The sequence below is a fragment of the Kaistella yonginensis genome (assembly GCF_030409525.1).
GTDB classification, from domain to species: Bacteria; Bacteroidota; Bacteroidia; order Flavobacteriales; family Weeksellaceae; genus Kaistella; species Kaistella yonginensis.
Window position 1 is genome coordinate 51,069 of the sequence record NZ_JAUFQB010000061.1, and the last position, 19,170, is coordinate 70,238.

At 36.3% G+C, this 19,170-nt stretch carries 22 protein-coding genes; 12 read left to right on the forward strand and 10 right to left on the reverse strand.

Translation table 11 applies throughout. The annotated features are described in order from the left end of the window. Window positions 1-3 precede the first annotated feature (3 nt). Window positions 4-1,056, forward strand: coding sequence for a diphosphomevalonate decarboxylase (locus tag QWY78_RS13315; RefSeq protein WP_290220632.1), 1,053 nt, complete (start codon window positions 4-6; stop codon window positions 1,054-1,056). Window positions 1,057-1,068: 12 nt separating this feature from the next. On the opposite strand, the gene QWY78_RS13320 is transcribed toward QWY78_RS13315, so the two are convergent. The 9 genes from QWY78_RS13320 to QWY78_RS13360 form a co-directional block, all read right to left on the reverse strand. Further along, complete coding sequence (locus tag QWY78_RS13320; protein WP_435389074.1) at window positions 1,069-1,275, reverse strand: hypothetical protein; 207 nt, start codon at window positions 1,273-1,275, stop codon at window positions 1,069-1,071. Further along, on the reverse strand, window positions 1,275-1,871 hold the full coding sequence (locus tag QWY78_RS13325) for a MarC family protein (RefSeq protein ID WP_290220634.1): 597 nt from the start codon (window positions 1,869-1,871) through the stop codon (window positions 1,275-1,277). The genes QWY78_RS13320 and QWY78_RS13325 overlap by 1 nt, the downstream gene beginning before the upstream one ends. A gap of 43 nt (window positions 1,872-1,914) precedes the next feature. Further along, on the reverse strand, window positions 1,915-3,651 hold the full coding sequence (locus QWY78_RS13330) for a BatD family protein (protein ID WP_290220636.1): 1,737 nt from the start codon (window positions 3,649-3,651) through the stop codon (window positions 1,915-1,917). Continuing rightward, window positions 3,651-4,394, reverse strand: coding sequence for a tetratricopeptide repeat protein (locus QWY78_RS13335; protein WP_290220638.1), 744 nt, complete (start codon window positions 4,392-4,394; stop codon window positions 3,651-3,653). Before QWY78_RS13335 ends, QWY78_RS13330 begins: the two co-directional genes overlap by 1 nt. A gap of 88 nt (window positions 4,395-4,482) precedes the next feature. Further along, the gene (locus tag QWY78_RS13340) at window positions 4,483-5,490 is read right to left on the reverse strand and encodes a vWA domain-containing protein (protein ID WP_290220640.1); all 1,008 of its coding nucleotides are present in this window, start codon (window positions 5,488-5,490) and stop codon (window positions 4,483-4,485) included. A gap of 182 nt (window positions 5,491-5,672) precedes the next feature. After that, window positions 5,673-6,680 (reverse strand): vWA domain-containing protein, encoded by a 1,008-nt coding sequence (locus QWY78_RS13345; RefSeq protein WP_435389075.1) that lies wholly within the window; start codon window positions 6,678-6,680, stop codon window positions 5,673-5,675. Between the two features lie 5 nt (window positions 6,681-6,685). Next, complete coding sequence (locus tag QWY78_RS13350) at window positions 6,686-7,582, reverse strand: hypothetical protein (protein WP_290220641.1); 897 nt, start codon at window positions 7,580-7,582, stop codon at window positions 6,686-6,688. A gap of 3 nt (window positions 7,583-7,585) precedes the next feature. Further along, a complete protein-coding gene (locus QWY78_RS13355) occupies window positions 7,586-8,449 on the reverse strand; it encodes a DUF58 domain-containing protein (RefSeq protein WP_290220701.1) in 864 nt (287 codons plus the stop codon). A gap of 101 nt (window positions 8,450-8,550) precedes the next feature. After that, window positions 8,551-9,555, reverse strand: a complete 1,005-nt coding sequence (locus tag QWY78_RS13360; protein WP_290220642.1) for an AAA family ATPase — start codon at window positions 9,553-9,555, stop codon at window positions 8,551-8,553. 286 nt (window positions 9,556-9,841) lie between these two features. On the opposite strand from QWY78_RS13360, the gene QWY78_RS13365 reads away from it, so the two are divergent. The 5 genes from QWY78_RS13365 to QWY78_RS13385 all read left to right on the forward strand — a co-directional run bounded on the left by QWY78_RS13365 (window position 9,842) and on the right by QWY78_RS13385 (window position 12,538). Then, a complete protein-coding gene (locus QWY78_RS13365) occupies window positions 9,842-10,312 on the forward strand; it encodes a DinB family protein (protein WP_290220643.1) in 471 nt (156 codons plus the stop codon). Window positions 10,313-10,381: 69 nt separating this feature from the next. Next, a complete protein-coding gene (rlmB, locus tag QWY78_RS13370) occupies window positions 10,382-11,119 on the forward strand; it encodes a 23S rRNA (guanosine(2251)-2'-O)-methyltransferase RlmB (protein ID WP_290220645.1) in 738 nt (245 codons plus the stop codon). 80 nt (window positions 11,120-11,199) lie between these two features. Beyond that, the gene (locus QWY78_RS13375) at window positions 11,200-11,649 is read left to right on the forward strand and encodes a hypothetical protein (RefSeq protein ID WP_290220646.1); all 450 of its coding nucleotides are present in this window, start codon (window positions 11,200-11,202) and stop codon (window positions 11,647-11,649) included. A gap of 20 nt (window positions 11,650-11,669) precedes the next feature. After that, on the forward strand, window positions 11,670-12,179 hold the full coding sequence (locus QWY78_RS13380; protein ID WP_290220647.1) for a nitroreductase family protein: 510 nt from the start codon (window positions 11,670-11,672) through the stop codon (window positions 12,177-12,179). 62 nt (window positions 12,180-12,241) lie between these two features. Next, the gene (locus QWY78_RS13385) at window positions 12,242-12,538 is read left to right on the forward strand and encodes a TM2 domain-containing protein (protein ID WP_290220648.1); all 297 of its coding nucleotides are present in this window, start codon (window positions 12,242-12,244) and stop codon (window positions 12,536-12,538) included. A gap of 53 nt (window positions 12,539-12,591) precedes the next feature. Here the strand turns inward: QWY78_RS13385 and hemB are convergent, their stop codons facing one another. Next, window positions 12,592-13,584: a porphobilinogen synthase gene (gene hemB / locus QWY78_RS13390; protein WP_290220650.1), complete on the reverse strand. Its 993-nt coding sequence runs from the start codon at window positions 13,582-13,584 to the stop codon at window positions 12,592-12,594. A gap of 123 nt (window positions 13,585-13,707) precedes the next feature. On the opposite strand from hemB, the gene QWY78_RS13395 reads away from it, so the two are divergent. From QWY78_RS13395 to deoC, 6 genes are all read left to right on the forward strand, one after another. Beyond that, a complete protein-coding gene (locus tag QWY78_RS13395; RefSeq protein WP_290220651.1) occupies window positions 13,708-14,064 on the forward strand; it encodes a T9SS type A sorting domain-containing protein in 357 nt (118 codons plus the stop codon). Window positions 14,065-14,161: 97 nt separating this feature from the next. After that, a complete protein-coding gene (locus QWY78_RS13400) occupies window positions 14,162-15,424 on the forward strand; it encodes an NAD(P)/FAD-dependent oxidoreductase (protein WP_290220652.1) in 1,263 nt (420 codons plus the stop codon). Next, window positions 15,421-16,095: a tRNA (guanosine(37)-N1)-methyltransferase TrmD gene (gene trmD / locus QWY78_RS13405; protein ID WP_290220653.1), complete on the forward strand. Its 675-nt coding sequence runs from the start codon at window positions 15,421-15,423 to the stop codon at window positions 16,093-16,095. The genes QWY78_RS13400 and trmD overlap by 4 nt, the downstream gene beginning before the upstream one ends. A 64-nt stretch (window positions 16,096-16,159) precedes the next feature. After that, window positions 16,160-17,116 (forward strand): endonuclease/exonuclease/phosphatase family protein, encoded by a 957-nt coding sequence (locus QWY78_RS13410; RefSeq protein WP_290220654.1) that lies wholly within the window; start codon window positions 16,160-16,162, stop codon window positions 17,114-17,116. Window positions 17,117-17,146: 30 nt separating this feature from the next. Further along, entirely contained in the window at window positions 17,147-17,617 is a 471-nt protein-coding gene (locus QWY78_RS13415; RefSeq protein ID WP_290220655.1) for an Lrp/AsnC ligand binding domain-containing protein, read from the forward strand. Window positions 17,618-17,791: 174 nt separating this feature from the next. Further along, window positions 17,792-18,790 carry a deoxyribose-phosphate aldolase gene (gene deoC / locus QWY78_RS13420; RefSeq protein ID WP_290220656.1) on the forward strand — a complete coding sequence of 333 codons (999 nt, stop codon included), beginning with the start codon at window positions 17,792-17,794 and terminating at the stop codon, window positions 18,788-18,790. Window positions 18,791-19,170 lie beyond the last annotated feature (380 nt).

Here is a 19,170-nt window from a genome sequence, read left to right on the forward strand (position 1 = left end):
GATATGGAAGAGTTTTTTGGTGCAAATAATTATATCATTTCAAATAGAAAAATAGCGGAGTCTTGTCCGTCAAATATTGCTTTGATCAAATATTGGGGAAAATATGAAAATCAAATCCCTGCAAATCCCAGCATTAGTTATACCTTAAACCACTGTAAAACAAATACAGAAATTGAATTTATTGCGGATGATCAATTTTCGGTAACGACTTTTTTAGCTGGCAAATCAGAAGTAAAATTTGCTGAGAAAATTGAAAAATACTTTCAAAATATAGAACAATATTTACCATGGATTTTGAAAGGAAAATACATCATTAGAACAGAAAATACATTCCCACACAGTTCCGGTATTGCGAGTTCTGCCTCAGGTTTTGGTGCGATCGCCAAATGTTTGATGAGCTTAGATGCTGCTTTTAGCGGGAAAATAAATGATGAATTTTCTCTAAAGAAAGCAAGTTTTCTGGCCCGTTTAGGAAGCGGCAGTGCGTGTAGAAGTTTGTATAAGGGGCTCGTTGTTTGGGGCGAGACAAAAGAAGTTTCTGGCAGTTCTGATTTTTTTGCCGTTCGCTATCCTAACGAAGAAATCCATGCCGATTTTAGAAACTTCAATGATTGGGTCTTATTGATTCACGAAGGTGAAAAATCGGTGAGTTCTACCGTAGGACACGGTTTGATGAATACCAATCCTTACGCAGAAAGAAGATTTCAAGAAGCGCATGAAAATTTCGCTTCCTTAAAAACCATTTTGAAAAATGGAGATATGAAAAGTTTTATCATGATGGTAGAGCATGAGGCCTTAACATTGCATGCGATGATGATGATGAGCGAACCTGCATTTATTTTAATGAAAACCGGAACTTTAGCGGTTATTAATAAAATTTGGGAGTTCAGAAAAAACACCCATCTCCCGCTATTTTTTACTTTAGATGCCGGAGCGAACGTTCATTTGCTTTTCCCGACTACCAAAGATGAAGAAAAAATTCAGGCATTCATCATCAAAGAATTGATGCCACATACCCAAAATAACGGTGTGGTAAAAGATGTAATGCAGTTTTAACTACTGAAAAAATTATTTCCTAAGCGAAAGTCGACTCAAATTGTGCAAGATAAACACGATGATAATTCCCACGATGGCTGCCGACATTGAAAGGATGAAAGTTGAATTTTCTTCCGCAAGAAATCCTAGATTCCATTCGATAACATACAGGTTAATACCGATAAATATTACGAAAAGAGCTAAGAATATTTTGTAAAACAATTGCATTTTTTTAATCATTAAAATTTAACATACGTTGAAAAAAGTTGGGCGAAATTTGCAGTAAACAATTTAATAGAAATGGCGAGTAGAATAATCCCGAATACTTTTTGTAAAACTTGGAGCGTTCCATCACCTAATTTTTTCTCCATCCAATCTGCTGATTTCAGCACCAAATATACGAAAATTGTATTGATAATAATCCCTACAATAATGTTGATGTCATGATATTCTGCACGTAAAGAAAGTGTTGTAGTCAATGTTCCCGCCCCTGCGATCAAGGGAAATGCAATCGGAACAATCGACGCTGATTTGGCTTCGGTATTTTTTTGAATTTCAATTCCTAAAATCATTTCTACGGCAATAATGAAAATTACAAATGCACCCGCAATTGCAAATGAATTAACATCTACACCAATTAATTTTAAGATATTATTTCCAATAAAAAGAAAAGCGATCATCAAAGCGCCCGCAACAATAGAAGCACGTTCAGCTTCAATCTTACCAAACTTCTTTTTTAAACCCACGATAATAGGCACAGAACCGATAATATCGATTACTGCAAAAAGAATCATCGAAGCGGTAAGTGTTTCTTTTAGAGAGAAAAATTCAAACATTTGTGTAAATTATTAATTTCGCAAAAATATGAAAAATTATTCATTATTTGTTAATGTCAGAATATAAAGTTTTAATCGATGTATACAACTCATCTACTTGCTCTTCTGAATGAAATGGCGCATATTTTTCAATTTGAATTTGCTCTGAAAGTGCACGATATTGTTCAGAAAGTTGCTTGCCAAAATTTTGTTCTAAAAAAGCTCGAAAATCGGACTCGGTATTAGCAGCGTAGTAATCTTTCGTTTCGCGGTGAAGGTCGTCGTACGCAGAGAAGAAATTGGTGATATCTTTATTGTCTTTTAAAATATTTAAATAAGCGATACTTTCCTCGAAATGGTTGCTAAGGTTTTTTCGAAGCATCTCCTCTGTATCCGCAATGGTGGTGATTGGTTTTGAAAGCAGTTGTGGTTTCAATTTTCTTTTTTCTCTTTTGCGCATTACCACTGCAAACAAAGTAATTAAGGAGGTCAGCAAAGCAATATTGCCTACCACAATTTTCCAGTTGATTTGGTTTTTGTCTGTTACTATAAAATTTTGAGTTTGCAATACCGGAGTGTTCACCGTTTCTAAAACCGTGTTGGTATAATCATTTACTTTTTCTAAAGTTGTTTTGGCTTCGGCGATTTGTTCAGGTGTTTTTACCTGAAGAACCAATTCTTTTGAGCCTAAATCGGTATATTTTTTTGAATTGGGATCAAAGTAGGAGAAATTTTCAAACTTAATCATCACCGTTCCTGGGATTTTTGGAACCACAATGTATTCTGCAATGATTGCTCCAGAGAGTCCGTTTTTATTGGCTGTGGTTTGGGAAGTAACTTTTGGCGTAAAAAACGAATAATTTTCAGAATTTAAAATCTTGGGAAGATGTAAACTTCCTAAATTTCCTGAGCCTGCGACTTTTAAGAAAAGGTGTACTGGCTTATTAATCTCGGAAATCTGGTTGCTCACATTCGTTGATAAATCAATGGTAAATTGCCCGACCGCATTTTTAAAATGATTGGGCATTCCTACGGGAAGCTTCTTTACATTGAGCTGTATTTTATTTGATGAGATTTTATTTTCCTTTGCAGGATTGGCAAACGTCGCGGAAATTGGGTTAATTTCAATCGTTCCTGTTTCAGAAGGGAAAATCATAAAGATGCCAATGATTTGCGAGGCCATACCCGCGCTGGATTCGATTTCAGATTTTGCAAAACTTACCGGTTTAATATTCGCATTTCTTTGGGAAGGGAAATGAAGTTTTCCCAATTTTCTGAAATTGTCGTAATCACGACTGTAAGCTCGTAAAACGGCAATCGTAGGTTCATTCTTGTAGACTACTTTATCCTGAACTTCTAAGTTTAAATAGAGATCGTTTCGATCGGTATTATCTGCGACTGAATTTGTTTTATCAGCCTCGCGAACGGTAATGTCAAAGGGTTCGGTTTTATAAATTTTTCCGTTTACGGTCACCAATGCTGAGCCGATCTTGATTCTACCTGATTGTTTGGGGGAAAGAACATATTGATAAACCAACTGATTAATAACATTTCCTTTGCTGGCATCGAGTACAACCGTATTTCGTTCAGAAGCACTACCAATAATATCAAACTTTGAAAAATCCGGCATTTGGAGTGGGGTTTGTTGCTCCATATTTTCACCGCTAATTTCTAGCAGAACCGTAAGCGTGAACCGTTGATTAATCTTCTGGTCTTTCACGTCAGATATCGCCAAAGTCACCTGCCCGTAAGTGAATACGGCAGAAAAAAGAAATAATATGTAGGAAATTTGTTGTTTCATTACCAATCCTTCTCGTTGCTTTCAGGCATGGAGTAGGAGTTTTTATTAAGAATGCGTTTGGCAGTTTCTCTTTCTTTATTACCAACCCGGTTTAGAATAGCATCTTCTAAATCTTTCGGCATTTTATCGGAATTGTTATTTTTATTTTCATTGGGATCCTTGCCGTCTCCTTCTCCTTTATTTTGTTGGCCATTTCCAGCTTCCTTCTGTGGTTGATCGCCTTTGTCTTGGCCTTTGTTTTTTTCTTTGCTCTGCTCATCGCCTTCGCCTTCGCCAGAATCATCTTTTTTGTTTTTCTGCTGTTCTTTTTCTTTCTCTTTTAACATGGCAATCTCATAATTTTTACGAACGCTTTCATTATAAGGATCTTGTTTTAAGGCTTGCTTGTAAAGTTCGGCAGCTTTTTTAGAATTTTCCTGCATCATATAGGAATTACCCAAGTTATAGAGTGCAGCACTTTTGTCGGGAAGAGTGGTAGAAAGTTTCTCAGCTTTTTCGTATTCCGCTTTCGCTTCCTCATACATTTTTCTTTTATATAAAGAATTGCCAAGATTATAGTGTGCCATAAACTCGTTCTCATTGAGTTGCACAGCTTCCATATATTTTGAAGAAGAGGATTCGTAATTTTCTTTATCAAATTGCTGATTGCCTTTGAATACTAAAGTCTTATAATTTTCCTGGGCAGAAAAAAAGACTGAGCCAAGCGCTAAAAAAAATCCCGTAAAAAATAATTTTAAATTCATCACTGCAAAATTATTCCTTTATATGTTAAAGTCTATGGCTGAAATTGTTAAATTTCGGTTAAAGTCTAGCGAATATGTTGATTTTGAATCAAATATTGAAGTCACGCTTGGGATTTAACAGAAAAATAAACAGATAGAAAAAGAGCGAAACACCGAGAAAATATTGATAATAATGAATCGCATTATTAGATTTAACCATAGTTTCAGTAGAAGTTGCACTTTTACCAAGTCCATCAATAACTTGCGTGCTAGCATTTTCTAGATTATTTCCGTCGACATACGAGCCGTTTGTTTGGTCCGCAATATTTAGCAAGGCTATATTTTCTCGCTTTGAAATCACGGTTATTCCACTACGATCTGTTTTATAGCCCATCAACTGTCCAAAAACATATTCCGGAATCGGAGCACCTTCTTCAGATCCAATACCGACGGTGATTATTGAAATTTCCTCTTTCTGCGCAAGTTTTATGGCTGGTTTTTCATTTCCTTCATTATCTTCGCCATCACTTAGTAAAACCACTTGCCGAGAGCCTTTAGGAATGTTTTTGAATTTGTCGGCAACGGTTTGCATGGCCCGTAAATAATTGGTTCCTTGGGTTTTTATAATGGCAGTTTCTACACCGCCAAGGTAAGTTTCAGCGGCCGTAAAGTCCGTAGTTAATGGCATTATTGATATGGCTTCGCCCGCAAAAACCACGATGCCTACTTTGTCATTTTTCATCTGCCCCATGGTATTGATGATGATGTTTTTGGCTTCATCTAAACGGTTGGGTTCTACATCTTGCGCGTTCATAGAATTAGAAACGTCCAGTAGAAAAATTACGTTATTCATTTTCTGTTTGGATTTTATTTCTTCTGAACCGCTTAGTAAATCAACGATAGATAGCACCAAAAATAAGGTGGCTATTAAATAGAGAATGGATAATATTTTTGAAAAACCTGATTTTTTTTCAAATAATTGATTTTGAAATTTTTCCGCTGCAAATATTTTTTTTCGCTGGTTCTTCCAGTTGAGGTACGCAATCATGATAATTCCCAGCAGCGGCAAAAGCAGCAACAAAAATAAATACCAGTTATTTCCTAAAGTCCAATTCATTTATTGTAATTCATTATAATTCTTTTAGTTTCCTTTTAATGGAGCAAATGCCTAAAGTTGTAAGCTCGACTGATTCATTGAATCATCCTTTTAATTTGACTCGTCGAAATGAGTAACCGCAACGCCACGTGCGACTGCTCTTATAATTAATAGTATTGCGCCCAAAAATATTCATTTTGCACCTAACTTAAAAATTTATAGAAAACCCAGCGCAATAGGGCATCAAATAACAAAATGGCTAAAGCCATCCACAGAAAATTGCGGAAGTATTCCTGGTAATTGTAGAGCTTACTCGTCTTTAATTCTGATTTTTCGAGTTGATTAATTTCATTATACACTTCTTCTAAACTTTGTTTGGAGGTAGCTCGAAAGTACTTTCCACCAGTAGTTTGAGAAATTTCTTTGAGTACAGGTTCATCAATTTTAACTTCTTCTTCGGTGAATACAAGGTCTCCAAAAAGATCCTGTCGTGTGGGCATTAAGGCATAACCGTTGGTCCCGATTCCGATGGAATACACCTTAATTCCGTTGCTGCGTGCCAGTTCTGCACCAACTTGCGTAGGCATTGCATTTTCAATGGTGTTGACCCCATCAGTCATTAAAATAATAATTTTTGATTTCGCTTTGCTGGTGATCAAATGAGTCACAGCGACCGAAAGTCCTTCACCAATTGCGGTGCCTTGAATTAATTCACGGGTGTTAAGATTTTCTAGTTCATCGATAATTACAGCGTGATCAGAGGTGACCGGAACTTTGGTGAATGCTTCTCCAGCGTATGTTACAAGGCCAATTCTATCGGCTGGGCGGCTGTTGACGAATTTTTTTGCAATTTCTTTTAACGCGGTTAAACGGTCGGGATCTAAATCTTTGGACAACATGCTGAGTGAAACATCCACCGAGAGCATGATGTCTATTCCTTTGCTGTCATCTTGATTTTGGGAAATTGTAAAGGTTCGCGGTCTTGCCAAGGCGATAATCAAACAAGAAAGCAGGAGGTATTTTGAGATCTTTAGTAAAAATAACACGAAGAGAATCGATTTGTTTTCCTCCATATTTTGGGTAGATGGAACGGTGATTCCTGCGCGTTTTTTCTTACGCACATCACGGATGATTAATGGAATAAACGCCATAAATAGCAGTAGAAACCAGGGGCTATATAATTCGAAATTTAAAAAATCCAAGGTCATCATTTTTTTTACACTCCAGTTCTTAATTGTTCGGCTTCCAAATCTTTGGAAGAGTTTTTTACGAAAGATTTCATCTGATCGAAATCTCCTTGCATATCCTGTTGACCTGGGAAAACTTTAGCAAATTTTACCAAATCTCCTCGTAAAAATAGTTCTTCGATGGCTTTTTCATTTTCTGGCGAAATTGTATTATTTAATTTGATGACATCGATTAAATCATCGCTCAATAAAACATCTGCCGGAATTCTATATTGTTTGGTAATGAAATTTCGGGTAATATCTAAAAGTTCCACATAAAATAACCGATAGTTTCCGTTTTCGATATAATTTTTCTTTTTTAATTGGTCGAGTTCCCGTAAAGTTTGGTTGGTCATTACAACAGGATCAGATTTCTTTCGTTGTCCATATTTAATGAGTTGATAAATAATAAAGATTGTTGCTAAGAGAATCAAGACACCTAAAATATACCATTTGTAGAGCTGCCAGTAATCTTGAACGCCCAATTCTACCTCTTTGTTTTTCATAATGTCATTAATCTGATCGCCTTTCTGTGCGGTATTAATAACCTCGATATCATAAGGAACGGTTTTGAGCAGTTTGCCATTTATTCTAAAATCGAGTGCTGGAATAGTAAATTTTCCTTCATCGAAAACGGCAAATTCAATAATCCGATCGTAAGTGTCGGCTTGCTTGCTGATGCTATCTTTGATCTCTTCAAAGTGAAAAGGTAGCAGTTCATTTTTCGGCGCAGCTAAAACATCTTTGGCTTGCAAATTGGAAATGTGTATATGTAAAATTCCCGGTTCACCTAAAGCCAAAGTCTGCTTGTCGAGTTTTGAACTAAGGATTTGCGAAAAAGCAAACGTACTGATCAGTAAAAATAGGAGGATTGGTGTTTTTTTCAAAATTTATCTTTTTCTAAAATATTGATACAAAAATTTAGAGTAATCTTCTGCTGTATTAATATTGATAAATCCAGCCGAAGAACTTTCAAAATCTTCGGTTACGTTTCTTACTTTTTGCTTTTGCTGTTCTGCAAATTGATAGCGCCATCTTGCATTGCTCGTGTTTGCCCAAATCTGTTTCCCGGTTTCTGCATCGGTAAAGAGCGCATAACCCACATCGGGAATTTCGTTGTCTTTTTGGTCAAAAACTCTTAAACCCAAAACCTGATGCTTTTGCGCGGCAACCCGTAACATTTTTACATCATAGGCATCTTCGAAATCTGAGAACATAAAAACCAGTGATTTCTTTTTGAAAACACTCATCATGTATTCGAATGCTTTATCGATTTTCGCTTCAGCGGGAATATAATCAGCGGATAAAATGGTGCTGATAATTGCCAAGATGTGTTTTCTTCCTTTTTGCGGTGGAATTACTTTATATACTTTGTCGGCAAATAAAATGAGACCGACTTTATCATTGTTTCCGGCAGCCGAAAAACCTAACGTGGCTGCAATTTCGGCCACGAATTCTCTTTTAAGTTGGGTTTGTGTTCCGTAATCCATCGAAGCAGAAATATCGACCAGAAGCATCATGGTTAATTCCCGTTCTTCTTCCATCACTTTTACAAAGGGTTCCCGAAATCGGGCGGTTTTATTCCAGTCGATCCGGCGGATTTCATCACCAAACTGATAAGGGCGAACTTCGGAAAAGGTCATTCCTTGCCCTTTGAATGCGCTGTGATATTGACCCATCAAAGTTGCCTCCGTCTTCTTTCGAGTCCGGATTTCAATCTGCTTTACTTTTTTGATGATGTCTTTTAATTGCATGTCTTTCATTTATTAATAAAGATATGGAACTGTATATCGAGAATCGATGATACGAAATTCTTTTTTGAGCAACTGTTACAAAACTTTATTGTTGTCTTATTTTATGGTGCTTGAATTTTACTCAAGATTTTATCAATAATATCATCAGAAGTTATTTCTTCTGCTTCTGCTTCGAAACTTAAACCGATACGATGACGCAGAACATCTTTCGCAATTTCTTTTACATCTTCTGGAATCACGAATGCGCGATTCTTTAAGAAGGCCATCGCTCTTGCGGCAATTGATAAATTGATGGAAGCTCTTGGTGAAGCTCCGAAACTGATATAACTTTTTAAATCAGGAAGTCCATATTTCTCTGGTAAACGAGTGGCGAAAACCATATCCAAGATATACTTTTCGATTTTTTCGTCAAGGTAAATTTGATTGATTAGTTTTTTTGCTTCTGTTACATTTTCTAAAGTAATAACCGGACGAATTTCTGGTGAATGACCGCTGGCAACCATATTCATGATTTTTCGTTCATCCTCAAAATCAGGATACGTGATCGTACATTTCAGCATAAAACGGTCGCTTTGCGCTTCTGGTAAAAGATAAGTTCCTTCCTGGTCAATCGGGTTTTGAGTTGCCAATACTAAGAATGGTTTCGGCAGCGGCATTGTTTCATCACCGATCGTTACTTGCTTTTCCTGCATCGCTTCCAATAAAGCCGACTGTACTTTTGAGGGTGCACGGTTGATCTCATCAGCCAAAACAAAATTGGCGAAAATTGGGCCTTTTTTTATGGAAAAATCATTGTCTTTAATACTGTAAATCATGGTTCCAACCACATCTGCGGGCAGTAAATCCGGAGTAAATTGGATTCGTGAAAAAGCACCGTGAACAGCGTCGGCTAAAGTTTTTATCGCTAAAGTTTTTGCCAATCCCGGAACACCTTCCAGCAAGACGTGGCCATTTCCTAGAAGACCGATGAGTAAACGGTCTACCATGTATTCTTGTCCGATAATTGCTTTGTTGATTTCTTGTTTTAAAAGTGAAAAAAAGTAATTCTGTTCTCTTACTTTTTCGGTTAATTGTCTTATATCTTCTGCTTGATTGAGTTCTGACATAGTGTTTGTAGAATTTAAAGTGTAAATTTCCAATAAATAGGAATACCAATCAACATAATGAATGCCAATTCTACGTTAAAGTTTGTTAAACATTTAGGCTTATTTGGTATTCCTTTTTCGGAGCTGATTTTCATTTCAAGAAAAAGGCCTAAAAAACAAAATTTAAAATGGGATTAATTTCTAGGATTTTCAGCGCTAAAGTCGAGGGCTAGTAAAATGAAACTCAGCGAAATTCTTGTCATTTTCAGTTAATTAACCTATTTTTGAGCCTTAAATTAATAGCGAAATGAATTATCATTTTCAGGCGCATCGTCAAGTTCGGCGAAATCTTTTAGAAATTTTGCAGAATACGTCTACCAAAGATTTATTATTGATTCCTGATGGGTTCAATAATAATATTTACTGGAACATCGCGCATACGGTGGCTACGCAGCAGCTTTTGCATTATTATTTAAGTGGAAATGCTTTTCGTATTGATCAATACTGGATTGAAACCTACAAAAAAGGAACCCTTCCTAATTTGAACGTGCAGCAATCTGAAGTTGATGATTTGGCTTTTCTACTTACGGAAACGTCAAAGGTTTTAATGAAAGATTACGACGATGATTTTTTCCCGGATTACACCTCTTACACCACAAGTTTCGGCTTGGATCTGAAGAGCATACAGGATGCAATTATTTTTAATAATATGCATGAAAGTATTCATTTAGGTTACACAATGGCTCAGAGACGAGCAATTCTTGGCGAACAATTTTAAAATAGGCGTTCCAAGTTCAAGGTGAGGAACCAAAATATAACCTTACACAACTAATTTTTTACAAAACTTATGAAAGACGATTTTATATTTGGATTGAGACCAGTAATAGAAGCAATTGAAGCCGGAAAAACGGTGGATAAAGTATTTTTGCAGAACGGTTTACAAGGTGATATTTATTATGAATTAAAAGATCTTCTGGCGAAATACAAAATCAGACCGAATTTTGTTCCTGTTGAAAAACTGAATCGTTTTACCAGAAAGAATCACCAAGGGGTTGTGGCTTTTATTTCTGATGTTCCTTTTCATTCCATTGAAAATATTTTACCTGAACTTTTCGAAGCTGGGAAAACACCCTTTCTTTTAATTTTAGACCGATTAACCGATGTTAGAAATTTTGGAGCAATTTGCAGAACTGCAGAATGTGCCGGAGTTGATGCCGTGATAATTCCGGAGAAAGGTGGAGCACCCATGAATTCTGATGCCATTAAAACTTCTGCTGGTGCGATGTATAATATAATTATTTGTAAGGAAAAAAATCTTGGTCATACAGTAGATTTCCTTCAACAATCGGGGGTACAGGTGTTTTCTGCCACAGAAAAAGCACAGAAATTATATTATGATGTTGATTTTACACAACCGTGTGCGATTGTCATGGGAAATGAAGAGACAGGTATTTCTAAAGAGGTTCTGCACCATTCGGATGAAAAAATAAAACTTCCAATGGAAGGAAAAACTCAATCTTTAAATGTTTCTGTAGCTTGCGGTGCCATTCTTTATGAAGCAACCCGTCAACGATTGAAAATGTAGTTTTTGATCTGAATTTAGTTTCTGTTTGGCGTTATTCTATTAAAAAAGAATTTTTATCTTTAAAAAAAAATAGAAGCAATATGCAAAAGAACACGATTGTGAAAAGTGATGTTCGCGCCTATATCAAAGAAATCATTGTGCTAAAGATTCAAAAACTCGAAAAGTTTATGGAGTTTACCTTGGAGGCAAGTCGCGAGGTGAAAAAGACTTCTAAATATGATTCCATTCGCGAAGAAATGCAGGAAGAAATATATCAGATGCAAAAACAATTGGCATCATTAAAGGATTTACAAAGGAATTTAGCTAAAATAGTTGATAAAACATCAGGCAGAATTCAATTGGGTTCTATTGTATTTACCAATAAAGCACGTTTTTATATTTCGGTTTCTTTAGGAGAGTTTTTCTTTGAAGGAGATCGTTTTTATGCTATTTCTGAAGAAAGTCCGATGGCTAAAATAATGTTCGGTAAGCAGGTAGGCGATTCTTTTACCCTCAATACTATCAATCAGGTGATCGAACAAGTTTGGTAGTCTTTCAATAAAATTTAAAAATGGAGAAAACGGAAGTTTTAAAAAATATCATCGAAGCAAGAAAAAGTATTTATCCAAAATCCTATTCGACAGAAGAAATTAAGGATGAGGTTTTAGCCGAAATTATAAATGCTGCAAACTTTGCCCCCAATCACAAAAAAACAAAACCATGGAGGTTTAAAGTTTTCCGTGGGGAAGAAAAAAATCAGTTGGGAGCTCAATTAGCAGAGCTCTACAAACAAACCACGAGGCCAGAAGTCTTTCTGGAAAAAAAATTTTTAGATATTGCCGATAAAGCAGCAAAATCAAATACAGTGGTTTCGATAAGTGTTAATTTTAGTGGATTGGTTCCCGAGTGGGAAGAAATTGCAGCGACTGCCATGGCTGTTCAAAACATGTATCTTACCGCAACTGCTCATGAAATCGGCTGTTACTGGAGTTCGCATCAGGTGATTTATCACTTGGGTGAATTTCTTGGGTTAGAAGACCATCAAAAATGTATCGGTTTGTTTTATTTAGGTAAAGTGTAAGTTAGTTGTAACATCACCACTTTTTTGCGTACTTATAGTAAAACATTTAACAAATAAAAATAATGGAAACACACGGTTACAACCATCCAGAATCAACATCAAACAATAATTTCAGCAATGGAAACTATCGCTCAGAGAAAAAATTAGCGGCAGGAATTTTAGCAATTTTACTAAATGGATTTGCGATTCATAAATTTTATCTAGGTTACACCAAAGAAGGAATTATTCAGCTGGCATTAACTTTTGTAACCTGTGGCGTCGCAAGTATTATAGGAATTGTAGAAGGAATTATCTATTTGACGATGAGTGACGAACAGTTTGATCGAACGTATGTCCAAAATAAGAAAGGTTGGTTTTAAAGCAAGAAGAACTTCTAAATTTTAGAAGTTCTTCTTGTTGTATTTAGGGTCATCTATTGATTCAATAAAATTGCAGCTTCTTTTGCTGCGTAGGTGAAAATCATATCTGCTCCAGCTCTTTTAATGCATGTCAAACTTTCAATAATAGCTTTGTCATTATCCAACCAGCCATTTTGTGCCGCAGCTTTTAACATCGCATACTCGCCGCTCACGTTGTATACGGCAATTGGTAAATCAATAGCTTCACGAACTTTAGCAACAATGTCCAGGTAAGGCATTCCCGGTTTAATCATAATAATGTCTGCGCCTTCCGCAACGTCTTTTAAAACTTCATCAAGTGCTTCTCTGGAATTATGAAAATCCATTTGATAGGTTTTTTTATCGTTAGGAATTTCTGCATTTTCTTTCGGAGCCGAATCTAAAGCGTTTCTAAAAGGGCCATAAAAGGAGCTGGCATATTTTGCGGCATAACTCAATATTCCGACATCAGTAAACCCGCCTTCTTCTAAACCAGTACGAATGGCAGCAATTCTTCCATCCATCATATCGCTCGGTGCTACGATGTCTGCGCCGGCTTCTGCCAACGAAACCGACATTCTAACCAATGAATCATTGGTCGCATCATTATCAATTTTTCCGTTGGTGATGATTCCGTCGTGCCCGTACATGGAGTAAGGATCCAAGGCGACATCGGGCATGATGATCATTCCGGGCACAGCATCTTTAATTGCTTTAATGGTATTTTGCATAAGCCCGTTCGGATTCCAGGATTCTTTGCCCGTATTGTCTTTCAAATTATCAGACACTTTCATGTATAAATTCACGGCTTTTACACCCAATGAAAATAATTCTTGGCATTCTTTTACCGTCAAATCCATCGTCCTCCTAAAAATTCCTGGCATGGAGGAAATCGGTTCCTGCTTGTTAACGCCTTCCATTACGAAAATTGGCATTACAAAATCATTAGTGGTAAGGGTGGTTTCTTGAACCAGCGCTCTGATGGCGGCATTTGTTCTAAGTCTACGGTTTCTTGAATGGATGATCATTTTCTGGAATGGTATTTGATTTACGGTTGCAAATTTAATTATAGTTTTGTTAAAAAAAACTATTGCAATTCAAATAGAATTCCCTACTTTTGTAAGGATATAGTTAAAATAAAATCATTATCAGTGAAAAAATTATTATTTTTTGTAATATTAGTCGGCAGTTTAACAGTGTTTTCGGAAAAAATTTCCGCACAAACCGTTGATCGCGTTTCGATGATATCCAATCAGAAATCTGATGATGGGGTAATGGTTGCCTATCCTAACCCTGCGCGTGATTTTATCATTGTAAAGTCAAAAGATGCCTCATTGAAAATAAAATCGGTTACTTTTTATTCCATTTTAGGGATGCAAGTGGCAGAATATCAGATTAATAAAAATTCAGAAGAAATTCGTTTAGATAAACTTCGACCAGGAAAATACCTGATGAGATATGTTTTAAGTGACAATACTCAGAAAGTTACTCAAATCGTAAAACAATAAATTACAATCCTTGAAAATCTTCAAGGATTTTTTTTGATCTCATTTTTGTTATTTAGAATTAAAATAGATTGATAAAAAATTCCGTAATTTTGCGCCAATGGAAGCACGTGAAAAAATAGTAATTATTGGTGGTGGTTTTGCTGGGCTTCAATTAGCGAAATCCCTCAATAACAAAAGAAAAAAAGTGATGGTCATCGATAAAGTTAACCACCATATGTTTCAGCCACTTTTCTACCAAGTTGCTTGTGGTCGTATTGAGCCAAGTAATATTTCTTTTCCCTTTAGAAAAATTTTCCAACGCTCGCGAAACGTGCAGTTTCGATTAACGGAAGTGCAAAGTATTGTTCCCGAACAAAATAAAATTATTACAGAAGAAGCAGAGTTTACTTATGACAAATTAGTAATAGCCTCCGGCTGTAAAACCAATTTTTTTGGCAATGCTAAAATGGAACACTTGACCTTTGGAATGAAAAATACCCAAGAGGCAATCGCCATAAGAAACCATGTACTGTTGACTTTTGAGAAATTAATTATTGAAAGAAAACGCAGCGATGATGGCAATTGGAATATCGTCATCGTAGGAAGTGGACCAACTGGCGTAGAGTTAGCCGGCGCTTTTGCCGAAATGAAAAAAGATATTCTGCCACGCGATTATCCGCACATGAATTTCGATGATTTAAAAATTATTTTGATCAGTTCTACAGAAATGCCTTTAGCGGTGATGAGTGATGAAGCGCAGGAAAAATCGGATCAGTATCTAAAAGAGTTGGGTGTTGATTTTATGCGGGGTGAAATGGTGACTGATTATGATGGTGATAAGGTTTACATGAAAAGTGGAAAATCTATTCCCTCAAATAATGTAATTTGGGCCGCAGGTGTTACCGGTAATATTATCGATGGTTTAGAACCGGAAGTAATTGTGAGGAATAGATTTAAAACCGATCGTTTTAACCGAATTAAAGGTTACGACAATATATTTGCAATCGGAGATATTGCCTACATGGAAACTCCAAAATATCCCCAAGGACATCCACAAGTTGCAAATGTCGCCATTAATCAAGGGAAAAATGTAGGAAAAAACTTTCTTAAAAAATCAGAACAAGATTGGGTAGAATACGAATATACAGATCAAGGCAGTTTAGCAACCATCGGTAAACATCGTGCCGTAGTTGATTTGCCTCATTTAAAATTTCAAGGTTTTTTGGCCTGGTATTTTTGGATGTTCTTACACTTGATGCTTATTTTAAGTGTTCGAAACAAATTGGCCATTTTCTTCAATTGGATGTGGAGTTATATTAATAAAGATTCATCTTTAAGGTTAATCATTATCCCAAATAAAAAGAACGATACCGAACAATGAGAATAGATATTATAAGTGTTCTGCCAGAATTAATGGAAAGCCCATTCCAAACTTCAATTCTGAAAAGAGCCATGCAGAAGGGTTTAGCAGAAGTTCACTTTCATCAGCTTAGAGATTGGAGCCTTGGGAAACACCGCCAAATCGATGATGAACCTTATGGCGGTGGCGCAGGAATGATTATGATGATTGAACCCATCGATAAATGTATTTCTGAGCTGAAGTCGCAACGTGCATATGATGAAGTCATCTACCTTACCCCGGATGGGGAAACTTTGACCCAAAAAATAGCCAACACGCTTTCTATTAAAGAAAATTTAATTTTCCTCTGTGGTCATTACAAAGGTATCGATCAACGGGTTCGGGAGCTTCATATCACCAAAGAAATTTCTATTGGTGACTACGTGCTTACAGGTGGAGAACTTGCAGCTTGTGTTTTAGCCGATTCTGTGATTCGACTATTGCCAGGCGTATTGAATGATGAACAATCTGCTTTAACAGATAGTTTTCAGGATAACCTATTAGCTCCACCCATTTATACACGACCTGCAGATTACAAAGGTTTAAAAGTTCCTGATATTCTACTCAGTGGAAACTTAAAAAAAATTGAGGAATGGCAGCATGAGCAAGCGCTTAAAATTACCTTAGAGAAAAGACCTGATATATTGGAATAATTCTAAAAAAAATCTACTATTTATATGTTGCTTATGCAAATGATAACATCAGTTAATGAACAGAATGGAAAACAATAAGGATACGGAGTTAATTGCGTTCTATAATGTAGAAAACTTGTTTTGCCCAGATATTCCACGCGTACATCAATTAGATCCAACAGCATCAGGATTGCTAAATTGGGACGAAAGAAAATACCAAAACAAATTATTTAAAATTGCACACGTTTTTCAGTTGATTTTGGAAAGTGAAAAGGCTTTGCCTCTTGTGATTGGGTTGTCTGAAGTTCAGGGTAGAAAGCCCTTGGAAGATTTGGTGAAATTAGAACCTTTTAATTCTAAGTACGAAATCGCCCATTATGAATCCATGGACGAACGAGGCGTAGATGTAGCACTTCTCTACGATAAAACCAAAATTGAACTCCTTTCTTCGCAACCTATTTCTTATCTTTTTGCGGTAGAAAACAAAGAATCAGAATATTACGATACCACCCGCGACGTTTTATTTTGTAAGGTAAAGTTTTTGGAAACGATCATAAACGTTTTTGTTCTTCACTTGCCTTCAAAAAGAGAGAAAGACATTAATAAACCCAAACGCGATTATATTCTTAAGGATCTTCATGAAAAGGTTTTGACCATAAAATCCACTACGCAGGAAGCGGTAATCATCATGGGTGATTTCAACGAAAACCCGGATGAAGAAATGATTCTTAATTTTAATTATGATAGCGATTTCAATAAAATTCTGGTAAATCCATCGGAGGAATTATTCAAAAACGAAAAATTTTCTACGTTTCATTACAAAAATGGCTTACTTTTTGACCAAATGATTCTGTCCAAAGATTTTTTTAATTCCAATTATCCTCTTTTATTCAAAGAAGCCAAAGTTTTCAATCACGAAAAACTGAGCAATTGGAATCGTAAATTTGCTGGGAGACCTTTTAGAACCTATGCAGGGACAAGATATTTGGGTGGTTATAGCGATCACTTTCCTATTTTGACCGCATTGTTAGTTAACAAGTAAATCAATAATTAATTTAAAAAATAATTCCAAATGAAAAATGCAATTAATGCCGAATATCATTTAGATAAAATCGATAAAGAAATCATCTATATGTTGATGGACAATGCCAAAACATCACTCGCTCAAATTTCTAAAAACGTGGGAATTTCAACCACTGCGGTTCATCAAAGAATTAAGAAATTAGAAAATGCTGGCGTAATGGAAAACTCCATTTCCTTCTTAAATCCACGCAAAATCGGTTATAAAGTCGTTTCCTATATTGGCGTTTTTCTGGAGCAGCCAAGCCATTATCAGGATGCCATAAAAGCCTTAAAGGAAATCAATGAAGTGGTAGAAGCCCATTATACCACCGGAAACTATACCATTTTCCTGAAAGTTTTATGCCGAGATAATGACCATTTGATGGAGATTTTAAATAAAATTCAAAAACTTAAAGGGGTGACCAGAACAGAAACATTTATTTCCCTTGAACAAAGTATTAACAGACAATTAAAGGTTTAATAAATTACCGCCTAGGCAATCATTATAAAAAAATACACTTCCAATGAGGTGTATTTTTCTGTTGCAGACAATTTTTAACAATTCCCTAAAAATAGTCGGCGCATTTGCAGATAATTGGCTAATTTTACAATCCTTAATTTAATTAAAATATTTTCTAATTAAATCCCATTTTTTATGCAAAAAACATTAGAAAAAAATCATACGATTCCTATGGAAAATCATATTGACGCGCGAAATGAAGGACTGCCATTTAACACCAAGTTTTTTGATGCAATCAATATCAACCGCAGTGCGGTAGAAAAAAGAGTCGCCACGCTAACCGGCCGAAGAAGTGTTAAAAAAGAATTTCAAGCTGCGTGGTTGCTCAAAGCCATTTCGATGATCGATCTTACCACCTTGGCAGGCGACGACACCCGCGGAAATGTTTTGCGCCTCTGTGAAAAAGCAAAAAACCCAGTTAGAGAAGATCTTCTCGCGCAATTAGGCATGCAAGATGCAAAGCTCACCACTGGTGCGGTTTGTGTGTATCATAATTTAATTCCTTTTGCCAAAGAAGCTTTACAAGGAACTTCAATTCCTATTGCTGCAGTATCAACAGGCTTTCCCGCCGGAAAAATTTCCCTGGAAGATAAAATTTCCGAAATCAAAAAATCTGTTGCAGCCGGAGCAAAAGAAATTGATATCGTTATTTCCCGAGATTTGGTTTTAGAATCAAAATGGAAAGAACTCTACGACGAAATCAAATTATGTCGCGCCGCTTGTGGCGATGCACACATGAAAACGATTCTCGCAACGGGCGAAATCCCAACATACACCAAAGTAGCGAAAGCATCTTGGGTAGCCATGATGGCGGGATCAGATTTTATCAAAACCTCCACTGGAAAAGAATCCGAAAACGCTACACTGGCCGTAAGTTTGGTCATGATTCGCTGCATCCGTGATTATTACGAATTAACAGGTGTGAAAGTTGGCTACAAACCAGCTGGCGGAATTCAGAAAGCGAAACAGGCATTGGATTATTTAATTTTACTCAAAGAAGAATTAGGAAACGATTGGCTCACTCCGGATTTATTCAGATTCGGTGCAAGCTCTTTATTGGGCGACATCGAGCGACAATTAGAGCATTACGTAACAGGACGGTATAGCGCAGGATTCCGTCATCCGATGGCGTAGAGGAGTGATTGAGTTGTTGAGCATTTGAAGATTCAATAATTTTGCAAGAATTATTGAGTATTTTAGAGTTTCGTTAGTTTTAGAGGAGTTGTTGAGTGATTGAGTTGTTGAGTGTTTGAGCATTTGAAAATTCAATAATTTTGCTTTGAAATTTTGATGATTTACACGCTCAATGAATTTGATGATTAAAATTGAAAAGCCCTGAAAGGGCAAAATCAATAGCATTTGGCGAAGCCCAATGAAAAAAAAATAACTAAAAGATAGTAAAGCCCTGAAAGGGCGAAATCTTTAACTTTGATAGAGCAGTACAATAGATTTAATAGCAATACCAACGAACTCGGATGAGAACCCTAATCCCTAATCCGTAAAGGGTGAATTTA